At 70.5% G+C, this 19,440-nt stretch carries 11 protein-coding genes and 2 pseudogenes; 12 read left to right on the top strand and 1 reads right to left on the bottom strand.

Features of this window, described 5'->3' with window-relative positions:
* Positions 1-117 precede the first annotated feature (117 nt).
* The gene (gene betA / locus N8I84_RS06805) at positions 118-1,788 is read left to right on the top strand and encodes a choline dehydrogenase (protein ID WP_263228707.1); all 1,671 of its coding nucleotides are present in this window, start codon (positions 118-120) and stop codon (positions 1,786-1,788) included.
* A 3-nt stretch (positions 1,789-1,791) separates the two neighbouring features.
* On the top strand, positions 1,792-2,625 hold the full coding sequence (locus N8I84_RS06800) for a methylenetetrahydrofolate reductase (RefSeq protein WP_263228706.1): 834 nt from the start codon (positions 1,792-1,794) through the stop codon (positions 2,623-2,625).
* 142 nt (positions 2,626-2,767) lie between these two features.
* Here N8I84_RS06800 and purU read toward each other — a convergent pair whose 3' ends face one another.
* Positions 2,768-3,640 carry a formyltetrahydrofolate deformylase gene (gene purU / locus N8I84_RS06795; protein WP_263228705.1) on the bottom strand — a complete coding sequence of 291 codons (873 nt, stop codon included), beginning with the start codon at positions 3,638-3,640 and terminating at the stop codon, positions 2,768-2,770.
* A 208-nt stretch (positions 3,641-3,848) separates the two neighbouring features.
* Here purU and N8I84_RS06790 point away from each other — a divergent pair.
* The 10 genes and pseudogenes from N8I84_RS06790 (at position 3,849) to N8I84_RS06745 (ending at position 19,306) form a co-directional block, all read left to right on the top strand.
* A pseudogene (locus N8I84_RS06790) lies at positions 3,849-5,317 on the top strand (aldehyde dehydrogenase family protein).
* 20 nt (positions 5,318-5,337) lie between these two features.
* A complete protein-coding gene (locus N8I84_RS06785; RefSeq protein ID WP_263228704.1) occupies positions 5,338-6,429 on the top strand; it encodes a quaternary amine ABC transporter ATP-binding protein in 1,092 nt (363 codons plus the stop codon).
* Complete coding sequence (locus N8I84_RS06780) at positions 6,429-8,405, top strand: ABC transporter permease (protein ID WP_263228703.1); 1,977 nt, start codon at positions 6,429-6,431, stop codon at positions 8,403-8,405. Before N8I84_RS06785 ends, N8I84_RS06780 begins: the two co-directional genes overlap by 1 nt.
* Before the next feature lie 13 nt (positions 8,406-8,418).
* Entirely contained in the window at positions 8,419-9,384 is a 966-nt protein-coding gene (locus tag N8I84_RS06775; protein WP_263228702.1) for an ABC transporter substrate-binding protein, read from the top strand.
* A 207-nt stretch (positions 9,385-9,591) separates the two neighbouring features.
* Positions 9,592-12,030 (top strand): GcvT family protein, encoded by a 2,439-nt coding sequence (locus tag N8I84_RS06770; protein ID WP_263228701.1) that lies wholly within the window; start codon positions 9,592-9,594, stop codon positions 12,028-12,030.
* A gap of 22 nt (positions 12,031-12,052) precedes the next feature.
* Positions 12,053-12,913 carry a bifunctional methylenetetrahydrofolate dehydrogenase/methenyltetrahydrofolate cyclohydrolase gene (locus tag N8I84_RS06765; protein WP_263228700.1) on the top strand — a complete coding sequence of 287 codons (861 nt, stop codon included), beginning with the start codon at positions 12,053-12,055 and terminating at the stop codon, positions 12,911-12,913.
* Positions 12,910-14,196, top strand: coding sequence for a serine hydroxymethyltransferase (glyA, locus tag N8I84_RS06760; RefSeq protein ID WP_263228699.1), 1,287 nt, complete (start codon positions 12,910-12,912; stop codon positions 14,194-14,196). Before N8I84_RS06765 ends, glyA begins: the two co-directional genes overlap by 4 nt.
* Positions 14,193-15,425 (top strand): sarcosine oxidase subunit beta family protein, encoded by a 1,233-nt coding sequence (locus tag N8I84_RS06755; RefSeq protein WP_263228698.1) that lies wholly within the window; start codon positions 14,193-14,195, stop codon positions 15,423-15,425. Before glyA ends, N8I84_RS06755 begins: the two co-directional genes overlap by 4 nt.
* An 11-nt stretch (positions 15,426-15,436) precedes the next feature.
* Positions 15,437-18,712 carry a sarcosine oxidase subunit delta family protein gene (locus N8I84_RS06750; protein ID WP_263228697.1) on the top strand — a complete coding sequence of 1,092 codons (3,276 nt, stop codon included), beginning with the start codon at positions 15,437-15,439 and terminating at the stop codon, positions 18,710-18,712.
* Positions 18,705-19,306, top strand: a pseudogene (locus N8I84_RS06745) (sarcosine oxidase subunit gamma). Before N8I84_RS06750 ends, N8I84_RS06745 begins: the two are co-directional and overlap by 8 nt.
* Positions 19,307-19,440 lie beyond the last annotated feature (134 nt).

The following is a 19,440-nucleotide window of genomic DNA, read 5'->3' as shown; positions in this document are numbered from 1 at the left end:
TAACCCCCGCGAAACGAAGACCTTGCAAGTTGCGCGTTCCGCAACCTAGTGCGTATAGCGATACCCGTACTAGCATGCCCCGCGTATCGACGGCGCGAGCGAGCGAGACGAGGCACCATGGCTCCCCTGCATTACGACTTCGTCATCGTCGGCGGTGGATCAGCCGGCAGCGCACTGGCGAACCGGCTCTCGGCCGACCCCGGAAACCGGGTGCTCGTGCTGGAGGCGGGCCGCTCCGACTACCCCTGGGACGTGTTCATCCACATGCCCGCGGCGCTGACCTACCCGATAGGCAGCCGCTTCTACGACTGGAAGTACGAGTCCGAGCCCGAACCCCACATGGGCGGCCGGCGCATCTACCACGCCCGCGGCAAGGTGCTGGGCGGCTCCAGCAGCATCAACGGCATGATCTTCCAGCGCGGCAACCCGATGGACTACGAGCGCTGGGCCGCCGACCCCGGCATGGAGACCTGGGACTACGCGCACTGCCTGCCGTACTTCCGGCGGATGGAGAACTGTCTCGCGGCCGACCCCGACGACGAGTTCCGCGGCCACGACGGCCCCCTCGTCCTCGAACGCGGACCGGCGACCAACCCGCTGTTCACCGCCTTCCTCAAGGCCACCCAGGAGGCGGGCTACGCCCCCACGGACGACGTCAACGGCTATCGGCAGGAGGGTTTCGCCAAGTTCGACCGCAATGTCCACCGCGGGCGTCGGCTGTCGGCCTCCAAGGCGTACCTCAAGCCCGCGATGAAGCGGCCGAACCTCACGGTGAGGACCCGCGCCTTCGTCACCCGTGTCCTCTTCGAGGGCGAGCGCGCCGTCGGCGTCGAGTACCGGCACGGCCGCGGCGCGCCCCAGCAGGTCAGGGCCGGTGAGGTCATCCTGTGCGGCGGCGCCATCAACTCCCCGCAGCTGCTCCAGCTCTCCGGCGTCGGCAACGCCGCCGAGCTGTCCGCCCTCGGCATCGACGTCGTCCACGACCTGCCGGGTGTCGGCGAGAACATGCAGGACCACCTGGAGGTGTACGTCCAGTACGCCTGCAAGCAGCCCGTCTCCATGCAGCCGTACATGGCGAAGTGGCGCGCCCCCTTCATCGGGCTGCAGTGGCTGTTCCGCAAGGGCCCGGCGGCCACCAACCACTTCGAGGCCGGCGGTTTCGCCCGCAGCAACGAGGACGTCGAGTACCCCAACCTGATGTTCCACTTCCTGCCCGTCGCGGTCCGCTACGACGGCTCCTCACCGGCCGGCGGCCACGGCTACCAGGTGCACGTCGGGCCCATGTACTCCGACGCCATCGGCTCCGTGAAGATCAAGAGCAAGGACCCGCGCGAGCACCCCGCCCTGCGCTTCAACTACCTGTCCACCGAGCAGGACCGCCGCGAGTGGGTCGAGGCCATCCGCGTCGCCCGCCAGATCCTCAACCAGTCCGCACTCGCCCCCTACAACGGCGGCGAGATCTCGCCCGGACCCTCCGTCGAGACCGACGAGGAGATCCTCGCCTGGGTCGCCAAGGAGGGCGAGACCGCCCTGCACCCCTCGTGCACCTGCAAGATGGGCACCGACGACATGTCCGTCGTCGACCCGCTGAGCATGAAGGTGCACGGCCTGGAGGGGCTGCGCGTGGTGGACGCCTCGGTGATGCCGTACGTCACCAACGGCAACATCTACGCCCCGGTGATGATGATCGCCGAGAAGGCGGCCGACCTCATCCTCGGCAGGGAGCCGCTGACGCCCTCCAAGGCCGCCTACTACCGGCACCGCGACGCCCAGAAGCAGGCCGGGTAGGCCTTGGGCGCCGAGGCCCTGCGGGCGCTGCTCGACCGCGTCCGCTACGAGGTGCTGCCGGCGAAGGCGACCGAGGAGAAGGTCCTCGCCCATGTCCCGCGCGACGTCGTGGTCACGGTTACGGCGTCGCCGGTCAAGGGCCTGGAGCCGACCCTCGCCCTCACCGAGCGGCTCACCGCGCACGGCTTCCGCGTCGTCCCGCACGTGCCCGCACGGCTGCTGCGGGACGACACGCACCTGAAGGACGTCGTCGAGCGGCTGCGTGCGGCGGGTGTCGACGACGTGTTCGTGCCGGCGGGGGACGCCGATCCGCCGGCCGGGCCGTACGACGGGGCCCTGCCGGTGCTGCGCAGGCTGGGCGAGCTGGGCAGACCCTTCGCGCACATGGGGATCACCGGCTATCCGGAGAGCCATCCGCTCATCGACGACGACATCACCATCCAGGCGATGTGGGACAAGCGCGCGCACGCCACGTACATCGTCAGCAACCTGTGCTTCGACCCGCGCCTGCTCGGCGACTGGATCGCCCGGATAAGACGCCGGGACGTCACGCTGCCCGTGTACGTGGGGGTCGCCGGGCCGGTGCAGCGGGCGAAGCTGCTGTCCATGGCGACGAAGATCGGGGTGGGGGAGTCGACGCGCTTCCTGAGCCGGCACCCGTCGTGGTTCCTGCGGTTCGCGACGCCGGGCGGGTACGCGCCGGAGAGACTGCTCACGCGCGCGGCGGAGACGCTCACGGAGCCCTCGGCGGGCGTGGCGGGCCTGCACCTGTTCACCTTCAACCAGATCGCGGAGACCGAGCGCTGGCGCCGCGCACTGCTCGAAAGGCTCGGCTGAGCCCGGACAGCCGTATACATCGGACAGCCGAATACACCGGACAGCCGAATACACCGGACAGCCGTGCACAACAGCCGTGTACGAACATCGGGCGGGGCCGGAACCCCGGTGGTTCCGGCCCCGCCCGATCGGCAGGGGTGCCTCAGCGGAAGACCACGGTGCGGCTGCCGTCCACCATCACGCGGCTCTCGGTGTGCCACTTCACCGCGCGGGCCAGGACCTGGGCCTCCACGTCGCGGCCGACCGTGACGAGTTCGTCGGGGTCGAGGGAGTGGTCCACCCGGACCACGTCCTGCTCGATGATCTGGCCCTCGTCCAGGTCCGGCGTCACATAGTGGGCCGTCGCGCCGACCAGCTTCACGCCGCGCTCGTACGCCTGCTGGTAGGGCTTCGCGCCCTTGAAGCTCGGCAGGAAGGAGTGGTGGATGTTGATGGCACGGCCCTCCAGCTCCTTGCACAGGTCGTCGGAGAGCACCTGCATGTAGCGGGCCAGGACCACGAGGTCGACGTCCAGCTCCCGCACCAGCTCCAGCAGGCGCGCCTCGGCCTCGGGCTTGGTCTCCTTGGTCACCGGGACGTGGTGGAAGGGGATGCCGTAGGTCTCCGCCAGGGCCTCGAAGTCCCGGTGGTTGGAGACGATGGCCGGGATCTCGATGTTGAGGGCGCCGGTGCGGCGGCGGAAGAGCAGGTCGTTGAGGCAGTGACCGAACTTCGAGACCATGATCAGCGTCCGCGTCGGCGTCGCGGCGTCCTGGAGGCTCCAGGAGATGCCGTGGGCCTCGGCGACGGGGCCGAAGCGGTAACGCAGATGTTCCAGGGTGATGTCCGGATCGGACACATTGAAGTGGACCCTCATGAAGAAACGGTCCTGAAGGCGGTCGTCGAACTGCTGGCTCTGGAGGATGTTGCCCGAGTTCCTGACCAGGAAGCCACTCACGGCATGGACCAGTCCGGCCCTGTCCGGGCAGGAGAAGGTGAGGACGTACTCGTCGCCGGGTTGCGGTCGAGGGGACATGCGCAGGCCTCCGTCTGATGCGTAATGCACAACGCGATGAGCAATACGCAACATAGTTGGGGCGAAGGCGGTCGGCGGTCAAGACGGGGGACGTTCCGCTCTTGTGAAAACGACGGGACCTCTTGACGTACGTCGGCCCTTCGGTCAGGGTTCCCCCACAAGCAATTCGATGCGCGATGCGCAACGAAACGGTCGAAGGGCTCCGCGCGTGGCAGACCTGTATGTGGACGGAGAATGGCGCGAGGCGGTGGCCGGAGGTCACCGGGAGATCCGCTGTCCCGCCGACGGCACGCCGGTCGCGACCGTGTCCGAGGGGACACGCGCCGACACCGAGGCCGCGATCGCCGCGGCCCGGCGCGCCTTCGACGAAGGCCCTGGCCGCGCACCCCCGAGCGCGAGCGCGGCGCCCTGCTGCTGCGCACCGCCGACATCCTCGAGCGCGACGCCAAGGAGTTCGCCCGTGCCGAGTCGCTCGACACCGGCAAGCGCCTGGTCGAGAGCGAGTACGACATCGCCGACGTCGTCTCCTGCTTCCGCTACTACGGCGGCATCGCCGGCACCAGCGCCGGCCGGGTGGTCGACACCGGCCGCGACGACGCCCTCAGCCGGGTCACCTACGAACCCGTCGGCGTCTGCGGACTGATCACCCCCTGGAACTACCCGCTGCTCCAGGCGTCCTGGAAGGTCGCCCCGGCACTCCTCGCGGGCAACACCATCGTGCTCAAGCCCAGCGAGCTCACGCCCTCCACCTCGATCCTGCTGATGAAGGCGCTCGAGGAGGCCGGGCTCCCGGCCGGCGCGGCCAACCTCGTCCTGGGTGCCGGAGCGGAGGCCGGGGCGCCCCTGTCGGAGCACCCGGACGTCGACATGGTGTCCTTCACCGGGGGCCTTGAGACCGGGCGCCGCATCATGGCCACCGCCGCCGCGACGGTGAAGAAGGTCGCCCTGGAACTCGGTGGCAAGAACCCCAACGTGGTCTTCGCCGACGCCGACTTCGACACGGCGGTCGACTTCGCGCTCACCGCCGTCTTCCTGCACTCCGGCCAGGTCTGCTCGGCCGGCGCCCGCCTGATCGTCGAGGACTCCCTGCACGACGCCTTCGTCGACGAGATCGTGCGCCGCGCCCGGCTCATCCGGCTCGGCGGCCCGTTCGACCCAGAGGCCGAGACCGGGGCGCTGATCTCGGCACAGCACCTGGAGAAGGTCGAGGCGTATGTCGCCGCAGGGCTCGCCGAGGGTGCCGTACTGCGCTGCGGCGGCGAGCGCCCCGACGACCCCGCGCTGGCGGGCGGCTTCTACTATCCGCCCACCGTCCTCGACGAGTGCCGGCAGGACATGCGCGTCGTGCACGAGGAGTCCTTCGGCCCCGTGCTCACCGTCGAGCGCTTCCGTGACGAGGACGACGCCGTCCGCATCGCCAACGACACGGAGTACGGACTCGCGGGCGCCGTCTGGACGCAGGACGCGGGCAAGGCCCAGCGGGTCGCTCGCCGGCTGCGCCACGGCACGGTCTGGATCAACGACTACCACCCCTATGTGCCGCAAGCGGAATGGGGTGGCTTCGGGCACTCGGGCGTCGGCCGGGAGCTGGGACCGACCGGACTCGACGAATACCGAGAGCCAAAGCACGTCTGGCAGAACATCCAACCCCGGCCGCAGCACTGGTTCCGCGGCTGAACGCCGAAAAGAGGTCGATCGTGACCCCCACACAGACCGAGGTGTCGCAGCGGCGCGGCACGTCCCAGGACCCCCAGGACCGGACCCCGGTCATCTCCGTGCGCCGGCTGTGGAAGGTGTTCGGGCCGAAGGCCGACCAGGTGCCGGACTCCGAGGAACTGTGCGGGCTGACCCGCCGCGAGCTCATGGACCGCACCGGGTGCACCGCCGCCGTCCGCGACGTGAACTTCGACGTGTCACCCGGCGAGGTCTTCGTCGTCATGGGCCTGTCCGGCTCCGGAAAGTCCACCCTGGTGCGATGTCTGACCCGGCTGATCGAACCCACCGCCGGGGAGGTGGTCTTCGAGGGCGAGGACATCCGCGGCGCCGACGCCAAGCGGCTGCGGGACATGCGGCGCAGCAAGTTCTCCATGGTCTTCCAGCACTTCGGCCTGCTGCCGCACCGCAGGGTCGTCGACAACGTGGCGTTCGGCCTGGAGATCCGGGGCATGGGCAAGGCCGAGCGGACCAGGCGCGCTCTGGAGGTCGTGGAGCTGGTGGGCCTGGCCGGATACGAGAACTCCTATCCAGACCAGCTCTCCGGCGGCATGCAGCAGCGCGTAGGCCTCGCCCGTGCCCTCGCGGGCGACCCCGACGTCCTCTTCTTCGACGAGCCGTTCTCCGCCCTCGACCCGCTGATCCGCCGCGACATGCAGAGCGAGGTCATCCGCCTGCACCACGAGGTCGGCAAGACCATGGTGTTCATCACCCACGACCTCTCCGAGGCCCTGAAGCTGGGCGACCGCATCCTGATCATGCGCGACGGCAAGATGGTCCAGTGCGGCACCGGCGACGAACTCGTCGGCGCCCCCGCCGACGACTACGTACGGGACTTCGTCAAGGACGTGCCGCGCGGCGACGTCCTCACCCTGCGCTGGATCATGCGCCCCGCTCAGCCCGACGACGCACTAGACGGCCCCGAGCTGGGCCCGGACGTCGTGGTGCGCGAAGCAACCCGGGCGGTGCTGGCGGCCGAGAAGCCGGTCAAGGTGGTCGAGGGCGGCAAGCTGCTCGGCATCGTCGGCGACGAGGAGATCCTCTCCGTCGTCGCCGGGCAGGAAGGCGGTGTGTGATGGCCGTCGCCGCCGACGCGGCCGCGCCGGTCGCGACCGTACGCAGAAGGGTCAGCCGTCCCACGGTGGTGGCGGGGATCCTGATCGTCTGGGTGGTGCTGTTCGCCGTGCTGCGCGGCCGGCAGACGCTGTCCCTCGCCGCGGCCGATCTCACCGCTCTGCACCGCTGGTTGAACGACGTCAACGACAGCATCGGGGCCAACCGCAACTCCAACCCGCTCTTCCTGTACTTCTTCAACGAGATCCGCCTGGTCATCGACAACCTGGTGACCTTCGTCCAGTCCCTGATCTCGCAGCCGACCGGCGGCCGCCCGGTCCCGCAGATCGGCTGGCTCGGCGTCGTCGGCCTCACCGGCTACGTCTCCTGGGCCGTGGGCAACTGGCGGGTCGCCCTGCTGGCCGTGGCCGGTTTCACGTTCTTCGGGCTGCAGGGGCTGTGGCAGGAGAGCATGGACACGCTGGCGCTGACCCTGTCGGCGGTCGTCGTGGCGCTGGTCATCGGCATCCCCCTCGGCGTGTGGGCCGGTCTCTCCGACCGGTTCAACCGGATCATGACGCCCTTCCTGGACTTCATGCAGACGATGCCGACCTTCGTCTACCTCGCCCCGCTGACCCTGATCTTCCTCATCGGCGGGGCGTCCGCCGTGATCACCACGGTGATCTACGCGGCACCGCCCGCCATCCGCATCACCGCGCACGCCATCCGCTCCGTGCCCGAGACCACCGTCGAGGCGGCGGACTCGCTCGGCACGACGCGGTCGCAGCAACTGCTCAAAGTGCTGCTGCCGATGTCCAAGCGCACCGTGGTCATGGGCGTCAACCAGACGATCATGGCCGCTCTGGCCATGGTGACCATCGCCGCCCTGATCGACGCGCCCGGGCTCGGCAAGACGGTCGTCCAGGCCCTGCAGTCGCTCGACGTCGGGACCGCCTTCAACGCCGGCCTCGCCATCGTCGTCATGGCCATCGTCCTCGACCGGGTCACCACGGCCGCTGCCGCACGCACCGAGGCGGCCCGCCGCACGGGCGGCCGGTTCCTCAAGTGGCGCCGGCCGCTGCTGGTGGCCGGCGGGATCACGGCCGCGGTCCTGGTCTATCTGTCCCACACCTACGTCTGGGCGGCCGAGTTCCCCGGCAACGGCAGCACCGGCAGTCACATCGCGAGCGCGGCCGACACCACGACCACCTGGCTGCAGGACCATCTCTCGGGCCTGACCAACGCACTTCGGGACATCATCACCAATGGCCTGCTCAATCCCTTCCAGACGCTGCTCACCGACTCCCCGTGGTGGCTCGTCGGCGTCACCCTGGTCGCGCTCGGCGCGGTGCTCGGCGGCTGGCGCGCCGGGGTGACGGCCGCCGTGTGCGTCGGGCTGCTCGTCGGCACGGGCCTGTGGTCGGACAGCATGACGACCCTCGCCTCGACCGCCGTGGCCACGGTGCTGGTCATGCTGCTCGGTGTCGTCTTCGGCGTGTGGATGGGACGCAGCCTGCTCGTGGACCGGCTGGTGCGGCCCACCCTGGACGCCGCACAGGTGATGCCGCCGTTCGTCTATCTCGTGCCGTTCCTGGCCCTCTTCGGTGCCACCCGCTTCACCGCGATCGTCGCGGCCGTCGTGTACGCGGCGCCCGTCGCCATCAAGATCATCGCGGACGGTGTGCGGAACGTGTCCGAGTCCACGGTGGAGGCGGCCACCTCGGCCGGGTGCAACACCTGGCAGATCATCACCAAGGTTCAGCTGCCGATGGCACGCAGCGCCCTGACTCTCGCGACCAACCAGGGGCTGATCTACGTGCTGTCGATGGTTGTGGTGGGCGGCCTGGTAGGGGCCGGCGCCCTCGGCTACGACGTCGTGGCCGGATTCTCGCAGGGAGAGCTGTACGGCAAGGGGCTGGCGGCGGGGCTCGCCATCGTACTGCTCGGAGTCATGTTCGACCGGATCACTCAGGCTGCGGCACGACGCACCAGGGCATAAGGAGCACGACACCATGGCAAGACACTGGCGAGCCGGCGCGGCCGGCCTGGCCGTCCTCGGCCTCACCCTCACGGCGTGCGCAGGGGCGAAGGTCGGCGACAGCTCCTCCGCGGGCTCGAAGTCCTCCGGCGGCAAGTGCGGCACGTTCAACCTGGCCGTCAACCCGTGGGTGGGCTACGAGGCGGACGCGGCGGTCGTCGCGTACGTCGCTCAGCACGACCTCGGCTGTACGGTCAACAAGAAGGACCTGAAGGAGGAGATCGCCTGGCAGGGCTTCGGGACCGGCGAGGTCGACGCCGTCCTGGAGAACTGGGGCCACGACGATCTGAAGAAGAAGTACATCACCGAGCAGAAGACCGCCGTCGAGGCCGGGCAGACGGGCAACAAGGGCATCATCGGCTGGTTCGTGCCGCCGTGGCTGGCCAAGGCCCACCCGGACATCACCGACTGGAAGAACCTCGACAAGTACGCCGACAAGTTCAAGACCTCCGAGTCGGGCGGCAAGGGACAGCTGCTCGACGGCGACCCGTCCTACGTCACCAACGACGCGGCGCTGGTGAAGAACCTCAAGCTGAACTTCAAGGTGGTGTACGCGGGCAGTGAGACCGCGCTCATCCAGGCGTTCCGGACCGCCGAGAAGAACAAGCAGTGGATGATCGGCTACTTCTACGAGCCGCAGTGGTTCATGTCCGAGGTGCCGCTGGTCAAGGTCAACCTGCCGGCGTACAAGACGGGCTGTGACGCCGACGCGGCGAAGGTGGCGTGCGACTACCCGGTCTACAACCTGGACAAGATCGTCAGCGCGAGCTTCGCGAAGTCCGCCGGCCCCGCGTACAACCTGGTGAAGAACTTCAACTGGACGAACGACGACCAGAACACCGTGGCCAAGTACATCGCGGTGGACAAGATGTCGGACGACGCGGCGGCCAAGAAGTGGGTCGACGCCAACCGCGACAAGGTCGAGGCCTGGCTGAAGTAGCCGAGCCCGGACGAGCAGGTCGAACACGCCCGGCGGGCGGTGCGTTCAGGTGCGCACCGCCCGCCGGGCGTTGCCGTGTTTCGGGCTGTTTTCCGACGTCACGCACCCCTTGACACCCCTCCTCGACGGCAGGCACATTGAGTTGCGCAGCCTGAATCGAGTTGCGCAGACAGCAACTGAACCGGTTTCAAGTTCGGAGGTTGGGCGATGGCGGGACCCCGAGTGGTCATCATCGGAGCGGGCGTCGTGGGAGCGGCCCTCGCCGACGAGATCTCCGCACGCGGCTGGACCGAGGTGACCGTGGTCGACCAGGGCCCCCTCCCGGCCACCGGGGGATCCTCCTCGCACGCCCCGGGCCTCGTCTTCCAGACGAACCCCTCCAAGACCATGACGGAGCTGGCCCGCTACACGGTCGAGAAGTTCTGCTCCCTGGACGTCGACGGCAAGCCCTGCTTCCTCCAGGTCGGCGGCCTGGAAGTGGCGACGACGCCCGAGCGCCTCGCCGAACTCCACCGCCGCCACGGCTGGATCACCTCCTGGGGAATCGAGGCGCGCCTGCTGACCGCCGACGAGTGCGTGGAGCAGCACCCGCTGGTCGACCGCGACAAGATCCTCGGAGGGCTCCTGGTCCCCACCGACGGCCTCGCCAAGGCCGTCCTCGCCGTCGAGGCGCAGATCCGCCGGGCCACCGGGCGCGGCGTCCGCTTCCTCGCCCGACACGAAGTCCTCGACGTGCGGCAGAGCGAGGGCCGGGTGACCGGCGTGCTGACCGACCAGGGTGAGATCCCCGCCGACGTCGTCGTGTGCTGCGCCGGCATCTGGGGCCCGAAGATCGCCCGCATGGTCGGGATGAACCTGCCGCTCACCCCGCTCGCCCACCAGCTCGCCTGGACCGGCCCGATTCCCGCCCTCGCCGGCCAGACCGAGGAAGCGGTCCGCCCGATCCTGCGCCACCAGGACGCCGACCTCTACTACCGCGACCGATTCGACGGCATCGGCATCGGTTACTACGGCCACCGCCCCATGCCCGTCTCCGCCGACGACATCCTCTCCGTGGACGAGGCCGAGGAGATGCCCTCGGTCCTGAAGTTCACCGAGGAGGACTTCGAGGACGCCTGGACCGAGACCCGGTCCCTGCTCCCCGCGACCCGCGAGGCCAAGGTCGAGGAGGGCATCAACGGCCTGTTCTCCTTCACCACCGACGGCTACCCGCTCCTCGGCGAGTCCCAGGACGTCAAGGGCTTCTGGGTGGCCGAGGCCGTGTGGGTCACCCACTCCGCGGGCGTCGGGCGGGCCGTCGCCGAGTGGCTGGTCGACGGTTACTGCTCCTCCTTCGACCTGCACGAGTGCGACGTCAACCGCTTCGAGCCGCACCAGCTCTCCCCGGAGTACGTCCTGGCCCGGGACTGCCGGAACTTCGTCGAGGTCTACGACATCCTCCACCCCCTCCAGCCCTCGGGTGAGCCGCGCCCGATCCGCACCAGCCCCTTCTACGCCCGCCAGCAGGAACACGGCGCGTTCTTCCTGGAGGCGAACGGCTGGGAGCGCCCCCAGTGGTACGAGTCCAACGCGCATCTGGTCGAAGGCCGCTCCATCCCGACGCCCAACGACTGGGCCGCGCAGTACTGGTCGCCCATCGTCGGCGCCGAGGCCCAGGTCACCCGGGAGACGGTCGCCCTGTACGACATGACGGCCCTCAAGCGCCTGGAGGTGAGCGGCCCGGGCGCCGCCGACTTCCTGGAGGGCCTCGTCACCGGCAAGGTCGCCAAGTCCGTCGGCTCGGTGACGTACACCCTGCTGTTGGACCACGACGGCGGCATCCGCAGCGACATCACCGTCGCCCGCCTGGCCCGCGACCTCTTCCAGGTCGGCGCCAACGGCAACCTGGACCTCGACTGGTTCACCCGCCATCTCCCCGCCGACGGCACGGTCCAGGTCCGCGACATCACCGCCGGCACCTGCTGCATCGGCCTGTGGGGCCCGCTGGCGCGCAAGGTGCTCCAGCCCCTCACCGACGAGGACTTCTCGGGCGACGGCCTGAAGTACTTCCGCGCCAAGCGCGCCCACATCGGCTCCGTCCCCGTCACCGCGATGCGCCTGAGTTACGTCGGCGAGCTGGGCTGGGAGCTGTACACCACCGCCGACCTGGGCCAGAAGCTGTGGGACACCCTGTGGGCGGCGGCGGAACCCCTGGGCGGCATCGTCGCCGGCCGCGGCGCCTTCAACAGCCTGCGCCTGGAGAAGGGCTACCGCTCCTTCGGCACCGACATGACCTACGAGCACGATCCCTACGAGGCCGGCGTCGGCTTCGCCGTCAAGCTCGACAAGGGCGACTTCATCGGCAAGGCCGCGCTGGAGCGCCGCAAGGCGGACGTACGGCGGAAGCTGACCTGTCTCACCATCGACGACCCGCACTCGGTCGTCATGGGCAAGGAGCCGGTGTACGACGGCGACCACGCCGTCGGCTACGTCACCAGCGCGGCCTACGGCTACACGATCGGCAAGGGCATCGCCTACGCCTGGCTGCCTGCCGAGCTCGCCACCCCCGGCACCACGGTCCACATCGGCTACTTCGACCAGCGCGTCGAGGCGGTCGTCGCCGAGGAGCCCCTGTTCGACCCGACCATGTCCCGACTTCGTGGCTGACCGTGGGGAAGAGGTATCGCCGGTGACCGCACAACTGCTCGACGGCAAGGCGACCGCAGCCGCCATCCGTCGCGAACTCGCCGAACGAGTGGCCAAGTCGACCGCCGCGACCGGCCGCCCGCCCGGTCTCGGCACCGTCCTGGTCGGCGACGACCCGGGCAGCCACGCCTATGTCGCCGGGAAGCACCGCGACTGCGCGCAGATCGGAGTCGCCTCCCTCCGCCGCGAGCTGCCTGCCGACGCGACCCAGCAGCAGGTCGAGGACGTCATCGACGAACTCAACGCCGACCCCGCCTGCACCGGCTACATCGTCCAACTCCCGCTCCCGCGCCACCTGGACTCGGGCGCCGTACTGGAGCGCATGGACCCCGCCAAGGACGCCGACGGACTGCACCCCGTCAACCTCGGCCGGCTCGTCCTCGGCGTCGACGCCCCTCTGCCCTGCACCCCGCGCGGCATCGTCGAGCTGCTCCGCCGGTACGAGGTCCCGCTCGCCGGAGCGCGCGTGTGCGTGATCGGCCGGGGCATCACGGTCGGACGGCCGATCGGGCTCCTGCTCACCCGAAGGTCCGAGAACGCCACCGTGACCCTGTGCCACACCGGAACCAAGGGCCTGGCCTGGCACGTGCGCGAGGCGGACATCGTCGTCGCCGCGGCCGGCTCGCCCGGACTGATCACCAAGGACATGCTGCGCCCCGGCGCGGCCGTCCTGGACGTCGGCATCACCCGCACCGAGCACGGGCTCGTCGGCGACGTCCACCCGGAGGCCGCCCAGGTCGCCGGATGGCTCGCGCCGATGCCCGGGGGAGTGGGCCCCATGACCCGGGCGATGCTGCTCGCCAACGTCGTCGAGGCCGCCGAGAGGAACGCGAACACCGTATGAACGCGCTGAACACCCCCCTGGCGGAGCTGGACCCCGAGGTCCACGCCGCCCTCGCCGCCGAGCTGCACCGGCAGCAGTCCACCCTCGAGATGATCGCCTCCGAGAACTTCGCGCCTTCCGCCGTCATGGAGGCCCAGGGCTCGGTCGCGACCAACAAGTACGCGGAGGGCTACCCCGGCCGCCGCTACTACGGCGGCTGCGAACACGTCGACGTCACCGAACGCCTGGCCATCGAGCGCGTCAAGTCCCTGTTCGGCGCGGGCTTCGCCAACGTCCAGCCCCACTCGGGCGCACAGGCGAACACGGCGGTCTTCTTCGCCCTGCTCCAGCCGGGCGACACCATCCTCGGTCTCGACCTCGCACACGGCGGTCACCTCACCCACGGCATGCGCATCAACTACAGCGGCAAGATGCTCAATGTCGTGCCGTACCACGTCTCCGAGGCGGACAACCTCGTCGACATGGACGAGGTGGAGCGGCTCGCCAAGGAACACCGACCCAAGATGATCATCGCGGGCTGGTCGGCGTACCCCAGGCAGCTGGACTTCACGGCCTTCCGCCGCATCGCCGACGAGGTCGGTGCCCTCCTCATGGTCGACATGGCGCACTTCGCGGGCCTGGTCGCCGCCGGACTGCACCCCAGCCCCGTCCCGCACGCGCACGTGGTCACCACCACCACGCACAAGACGCTCGGCGGTCCCCGCGGCGGAGTGATCCTGACCAACGACGCCGACCTCGCCAAGAAGATCAACTCGGCGGTGTTCCCCGGCATGCAGGGCGGCCCCCTGGAGCACGTCATCGCCGCGAAGGCGGTCTCCTTCAAGGTCGCCGCCTCGCCCGAGTTCGCCGAGCGCCAGGCCCGCACACTGGCCGGCGCCCGCATCCTCGCCGAGCGCCTCACCCGGCCCGACGCGGCCGCCGCCGGAGTGAAGGTGCTGACGGGCGGCACGGACGTCCACCTCGTCCTCGTCGACCTGCGTGAGTCCGAACTCGACGGCAGGCGCGCCGAGGACCTGCTGCACGAGATCGGCATCACCGTCAACCGCAACGCCGTCCCCTTCGACCCGCGCCCGCCCATGGTCACCTCCGGCCTGCGCATCGGCACTCCGGCGCTCGCCACCCGCGGCTTCACCGAGGAGGACTTCACGGAGGTCGCCGACGTCATCGCGCTCGCCCTCCAGTCCGAGCCGGACGTGGCCGCGCTGCGCGCCCGCACAGCGGCCCTGGCCGCCAAACACCCGCTCTACCCGCACCTTTCCGGTCCTTCAGGAGACGTCCGATGAGCCCCCGCACCCCCGGCGCCGACCTCCCCGACCACCCCGACTGGCTGTGGCGCACCCCCGAGCCCAGGCGGTCGTACGACGTGGTGATCGTGGGCGGCGGCGGACACGGTCTGGCCACCGCCCACTACCTGGCGAAGAACCACGGCATCACCAACGTCGCGGTCCTGGAGAAGGGCTGGCTCGCGGGCGGCAACATGGCCCGCAACACCACGATCATCCGCTCCAACTACCTGTGGGACGAGAGCGCCGGCATCTACGAGCACGCCCTCAAACTCTGGGAAGGACTGGAGGAGGAGCTCGACTACCCGATCCTCTTCTCCCAGCGCGGCGTGCTGAACCTCGCGCACAGCCTGCAGGACGTCCGCGACAGCGTGCGCCGCGTCGAGGCCAACCGGCTCAACGGCGTCGACGCCGAGTGGCTCGACGCGCAGGCGGTGAAAGAGGTCTGCCCGATCGTCAACACCTCACCCGACGTGCGCTACCCCGTCCTCGGCGGCACCTACCAGCCGCGCGCCGGCATCGCCAAGCACGACTACGTGGCCTGGGGCTTCGCCCGTTCCGCGGACGCGGCCGGCATCGACATCATCCAGAACTGCGAGGTCACCGGCCTCGACGTGGTCGGCGGCCGGGTGGTCGGCGTGCAGACCACGCTCGGCCCGATCGCGGCGGGCAAGGTGGCCCTGTGCTCCGCCGGTCACACCTCGGTCCTCGCCGCCATGGCCGGCATCGAACTCCCGCTCCAGAGCCACCCGTTGCAGGCCCTGGTCTCCGAACTCCTGGAACCGGTCCACCCCACGGTGGTCATGTCCAACGCCGTCCACGTGTACGTCAGCCAGGCCCACAAGGGCGAGCTGGTGATGGGCGCCGGCATCGACGCGTACAACTCCTACACCCAGCGCGGCGCGTTCCACATCATCGAGGAGCAGATGTCCGCCGCCCTGGAACTCTTCCCGGTCTTCGCCCGGGCCCACGTGCTGCGCACCTGGGGCGGCATCGTCGACGTCAGCCCGGACGCCTCGCCCATCGTCGGCCTCACCCCGGTCGACAACCTCTACCTCAACTGCGGCTGGGGAACGGGCGGCTTCAAGGCCACCCCGGGCGTCGGCTGGGTCTACGCCCACACCATCGCCCACGACACGCCCCACCCCCTGAACGCCCCCTTCTCGCTCGACCGTTTCACCACCGGCGCGCTCGTCGACGAGCACGGCGCGGCCGCGGTGGCCCACTAGGGAGCCGAACCATGCTGCTCATTTCCTGCCCGTGGTGCGGGCCCCGCGACGAGGCCGAGTTCCACTACGGTGGCCAGGCCCATGTGCCCTACCCCGAGGACCCCGCGGCCCTCACCGACGAGGAGTGGGCGCGCTACCTGTTCTTCCGCGCCAACCCGAAGGGCCCGTTCGCCGAACGGTGGAGCCATGCGGCGGGGTGCCGCAGGTGGTTCAACGCGGTACGGGACACGGCGACGAACGAGATCCTGGCCGTTTACAAGGTGGGCGAGTCGCGTCCGGCAACTCCTGAGCCAAGGCGGGCCGTTTCAGTGGCTGCGGTCACTTCTGAGTCACGTCCGGCATCACCAGCCCGTCCGGGAGAACTTGAGGACGAGCCCGAAGGGCGATCCGGGGGGCCGGGTGCGGATCCCCTGCCACGCGGCGGCAGCCGCACATCGGATACAGCGGGAAGGGGCGGGGCGGGGGAGAACAACCAGCCGTTCCGCCTCCCTACCCGCGGCCGGATCCACCGCGACGAGCCCCTCACCTTCACCTTCGACGGCACCGAATACCAGGGCCACCGCGGCGACACCCTCGCCTCCGCCCTCCTCGCCAACGGCGTGATCGCGGCAGCGACCAGCATCAAACTCGGCCGCCCCCGCGGCATCTTCTCGGCCGGCGTCGAAGAACCCAACGCGGTCGTCCAGATCGAGGCCCCCTTCCCCGAGCCCATGCTTCCCGCCACGACCGTCGAGCTCTACGACGGCCTCGTCGCGAGCAGCCTCCCCGGCCAGGGCCGCCTCGCCACCGAACCCGACCCGGCCCGCTACGACGCCGTACACGCCCACTGCGACCTGCTGGTCGTCGGCGCGGGCCCCGCCGGCCTCGCCGCCGCCGCTGTGGCGGCGAACAGCGGCGCCCGCGTCATCCTCGCCGACGACCAGCCCGAACTCGGCGGCAGCCTGCTCGGCACCGGTGAACACCTCGACTGGGTGCGGGCGACGCGCACTCGACTCGAGGCCGCTCCCGAGGTGCGCGTCCTGCGCCGCACCACCGTCTTCGGCCACTACGACGACAACCACCTCCTCGCCGTCGAGCGCCGCACGAACCACCTCGGCGCCGAGGCCCCGGACCACGTCTCCCGCGAGCGCGTCTGGCGCATCCGCGCCCGCCGGGTGGTGCTCGCGACCGGCGCCCACGAGCGTTCGCTGGCGTTCGGCGACAACGACCGCCCCGGCGTGATGCTGGCCGCCTCGGCCCGGACGTACCTCCACAAGTACGCTGTTCTGCCCGGCCGTCACGCGGTCGTGTTCACCACCAACGACAGCGCCTACGCCGCCGCGCTCGACCTGGCGGCGGCCGGAGTGGGCATCGCGGCGATCGTCGACACCCGGCCCGAGCCGGGGGAATGGGCCGAGCGTGCCCGCTCCGCCGGGATCGAGGTGCTGGCCGGACACGCCGTCACGGGCACGGAGGGCGGGGCCCGCCTCACCGCCGTGACGGTCGCCCCGTACGGGGAGTCCGCCGGACAAAGGGAGTTCGCCGTCGACCTGCTCCTGGTCTCCGGCGGCTGGAACCCGGTCGCGCACCTGTTCAGCCAGGCGGGCGGCAAGCTCCGCCACGACGAGGCACTCGGCACGTTCGTCCCCGACAGCTGCCGTCAGGCGGTGGAGGTCGCGGGCAGCGCGAACGGGGCCTTCGACCTCGCCACGGCACTCGCGCAGGGCGCGGCGGCCGGCACCCGCGCGGTCGAGGCGGAGGGCTACCCCGCCGAGGCGCCGGCCCTCCCGGCCGTGGCCGCCCAGCCGCACACCCCGCCCATGCAGGTCTTCACCATCCCCACCTCCACCGGCGCCCCCCGTTTCGTCGACCTCCAACGCGACGTGACCGTCGATGACCTGGCGCGCGCCACGGGTGCGGGCCTGCGCTCGGTGGAGCACACCAAGCGCTACACCACGGCCGGCACCGGGGGCGACCAGGGCAGGACGGCCGGGGTCCTGGCGAGCGGCGTCGTCGCCGAACTCCTCGGTGTGGACATCTCGGCGCTCGGCCTGCCCACGTTCCGGCCGCCGTTCACCCCCGTCTCCTTCGCCACCCTCGCCGGCCGCGACCGCGGTCCGCTGCACGACCCGATCCGCACCACCGCCCTGCACGCCTGGCATGTGGAGCACGGCGCGCTCTTCGAGAACGTCGGCCAGTGGAAGCGGCCCTGGTACTACCCGCAGGACGGCGAGGACATGGAGACCGCCGTACTGCGCGAGTGCCGCGCCGCCCGCGAGGGCGTCGCCTTCATGGACGCCTCCACCCTCGGCAAGATCGACGTACAGGGCCCGGACGCCGCGCTCTTCCTCGACCGGCTCTACACCAACATGATGAGCACGCTGAAGGTCGGCATGATCCGCTACGGCGTGATGTGCCGCCTGGACGGCATGGTCTTCGACGACGGCACGGTCATCCGGCTCGCGCAGGACCGCTTCCTGGTCACCACGACCACCGGCAACGCGGCCGCCGTCCTGGACTGGATGGAGGAGTGGCTCCAGACCGAGTGGCCCGAACTGCGCGTCCACTGCACCTCGGTCACCGAGCAGTGGGCGACCGTGGCCCTCGTCGGCCCCCGCTCCCGTGAGGTCCTGGGTTCGCTCGCGCCCCGACTGGCGGTGGGCAACGACGACTTCCCGTTCATGGCGTGGCGTGGGACGACCGTCGCCGGCATCGACGCCCGCGTGTGCCGGATCAGCTTCTCCGGCGAACTCGCCTACGAGATCAACGTGTCGCCCTGGGACGCCCTCGCCCTGTGGGAGGCGCTGTACGAGGCCGGCGCCGCGTACGGCATCACCCCGTACGGCACCGAGACCATGCACGTTCTGCGCGCCGAGAAGGGCTACCCGATCATCGGCCAGGACACCGACGGGACGGTCACCCCGCAGGACCTCGGCATGAGCTGGGCTGTGTCGAAGAAGAAGCCGGACTTCATCGGCAAGCGCTCCTACGCTCGCGCCGACACCGTCCGCCCCGACCGCAAGCACCTCGTCGGCCTCCTCCCCGAGGATCCGGCCGCCTTCCTCCCCGAGGGCACCCACCTGGTCGCCGACAGCGAACTGCCCGCCCCGCCCGTCCCGATGCTCGGTCACGTCACCTCCAGCTACCGCAGCGCGGCGCTCGGGCGGACCTTCGCACTCGCCCTGATCAAGGGCGGCCGCGACCGCATCGGGGAACGCCTCTACGCGCCGGTCGGCGACCGACTGGTCCCGGTGACCGTCGCCAACCCCGTCCTCTACGACCCCGAGGGAGCCCGCCGCGATGGCTGACACCGCCCTGACCGCACGGCAGCGCAGCCCCTGGCGCACGCCGCCGACCGCCTGGCCGCCGCGACGCGCTCCTCCGGGGGCGCGGTCCGCCTGGCCGAACTCCCCTTCCTGGCCCAGGTGAACGTCCGCCTCGACGCCAAGAGCCCGGCGGCGGACGCCGTGGGTCTCGCCCTGGGGTTCCAGCTGCCCCTGGAGCCGAACACCGTGGTACGGGCCGGCGACCTGACCGCGGTGTGGCTCGGTCCCGACGAATGGCTGCTGGTGGCCCCGCCCGGAACGCAGCGGGAGCTGGAGGGCCGGATCCGTGCGGCGGCCGGGGACGAACCCGTCTCCGTCGCCGACGTCTCCGCCCAGCGCACCACCCTCCTGATCGCCGGACCCCGCGCCCGCGACCTGCTGTCCCACGGCTGCGCGCTGGACCTGCACCCGCGCGCCTTCGGCCCCGGTCGCTGTGCCCAGACGACGCTGGCGCGCACGCAGGTCGTCCTGGTCGCCCGCGACGAAGCCAGGGCCGGCTTCTGGGTACTGGTGCGCTCCTCCTTCGCCGGCTACCTGACGGACTGGCTGCTGGACGCGGCCGTGGAATACGGCTGAGCGGCGCGGCAGGGCCGTGAGGGTGACCTGGCGGTGCCAGGCCGTCAGGAGCGGGCGGCCCGGCACCGCCGCGGCATGCGTTCGCACCGGCACCCGCTCCACCCAGGCCTGTAACCGACAACCTCCCGCACGGC

The sequence above is a fragment of the Streptomyces cynarae genome (genome assembly GCF_025642135.1).
Lineage (GTDB): Bacteria > Actinomycetota > Actinomycetes > Streptomycetales > Streptomycetaceae > Streptomyces > Streptomyces cynarae.
This window is presented reverse-complemented; position numbering and strand designations above follow the sequence as displayed.

Bases quoted from the DNA above. Each gene is read 5' to 3' on its own strand.
- N8I84_RS06750 (WP_263228697.1), top strand. From the start codon at position 15,437: ATGCTGCTCATTTCCTGCCCGTGGTGCGGGCCCCGCGACGAGGCCGAG.
- betA (WP_263228707.1), top strand. From the start codon at position 118: ATGGCTCCCCTGCATTACGACTTCGTCATCGTCGGCGGTGGATCAGCC.
- N8I84_RS06775 (WP_263228702.1), top strand. From the start codon at position 8,419: ATGGCAAGACACTGGCGAGCCGGCGCGGCCGGCCTGGCCGTCCTCGGC.
- N8I84_RS06770 (WP_263228701.1), top strand. From the start codon at position 9,592: ATGGCGGGACCCCGAGTGGTCATCATCGGAGCGGGCGTCGTGGGAGCG.
- N8I84_RS06755 (WP_263228698.1), top strand. From the start codon at position 14,193: ATGAGCCCCCGCACCCCCGGCGCCGACCTCCCCGACCACCCCGACTGG.
- glyA (WP_263228699.1), top strand. From the start codon at position 12,910: ATGAACGCGCTGAACACCCCCCTGGCGGAGCTGGACCCCGAGGTCCAC.
- purU (WP_263228705.1), bottom strand. From the start codon at position 3,640: ATGTCCCCTCGACCGCAACCCGGCGACGAGTACGTCCTCACCTTCTCC.
- N8I84_RS06780 (WP_263228703.1), top strand. From the start codon at position 6,429: ATGGCCGTCGCCGCCGACGCGGCCGCGCCGGTCGCGACCGTACGCAGA.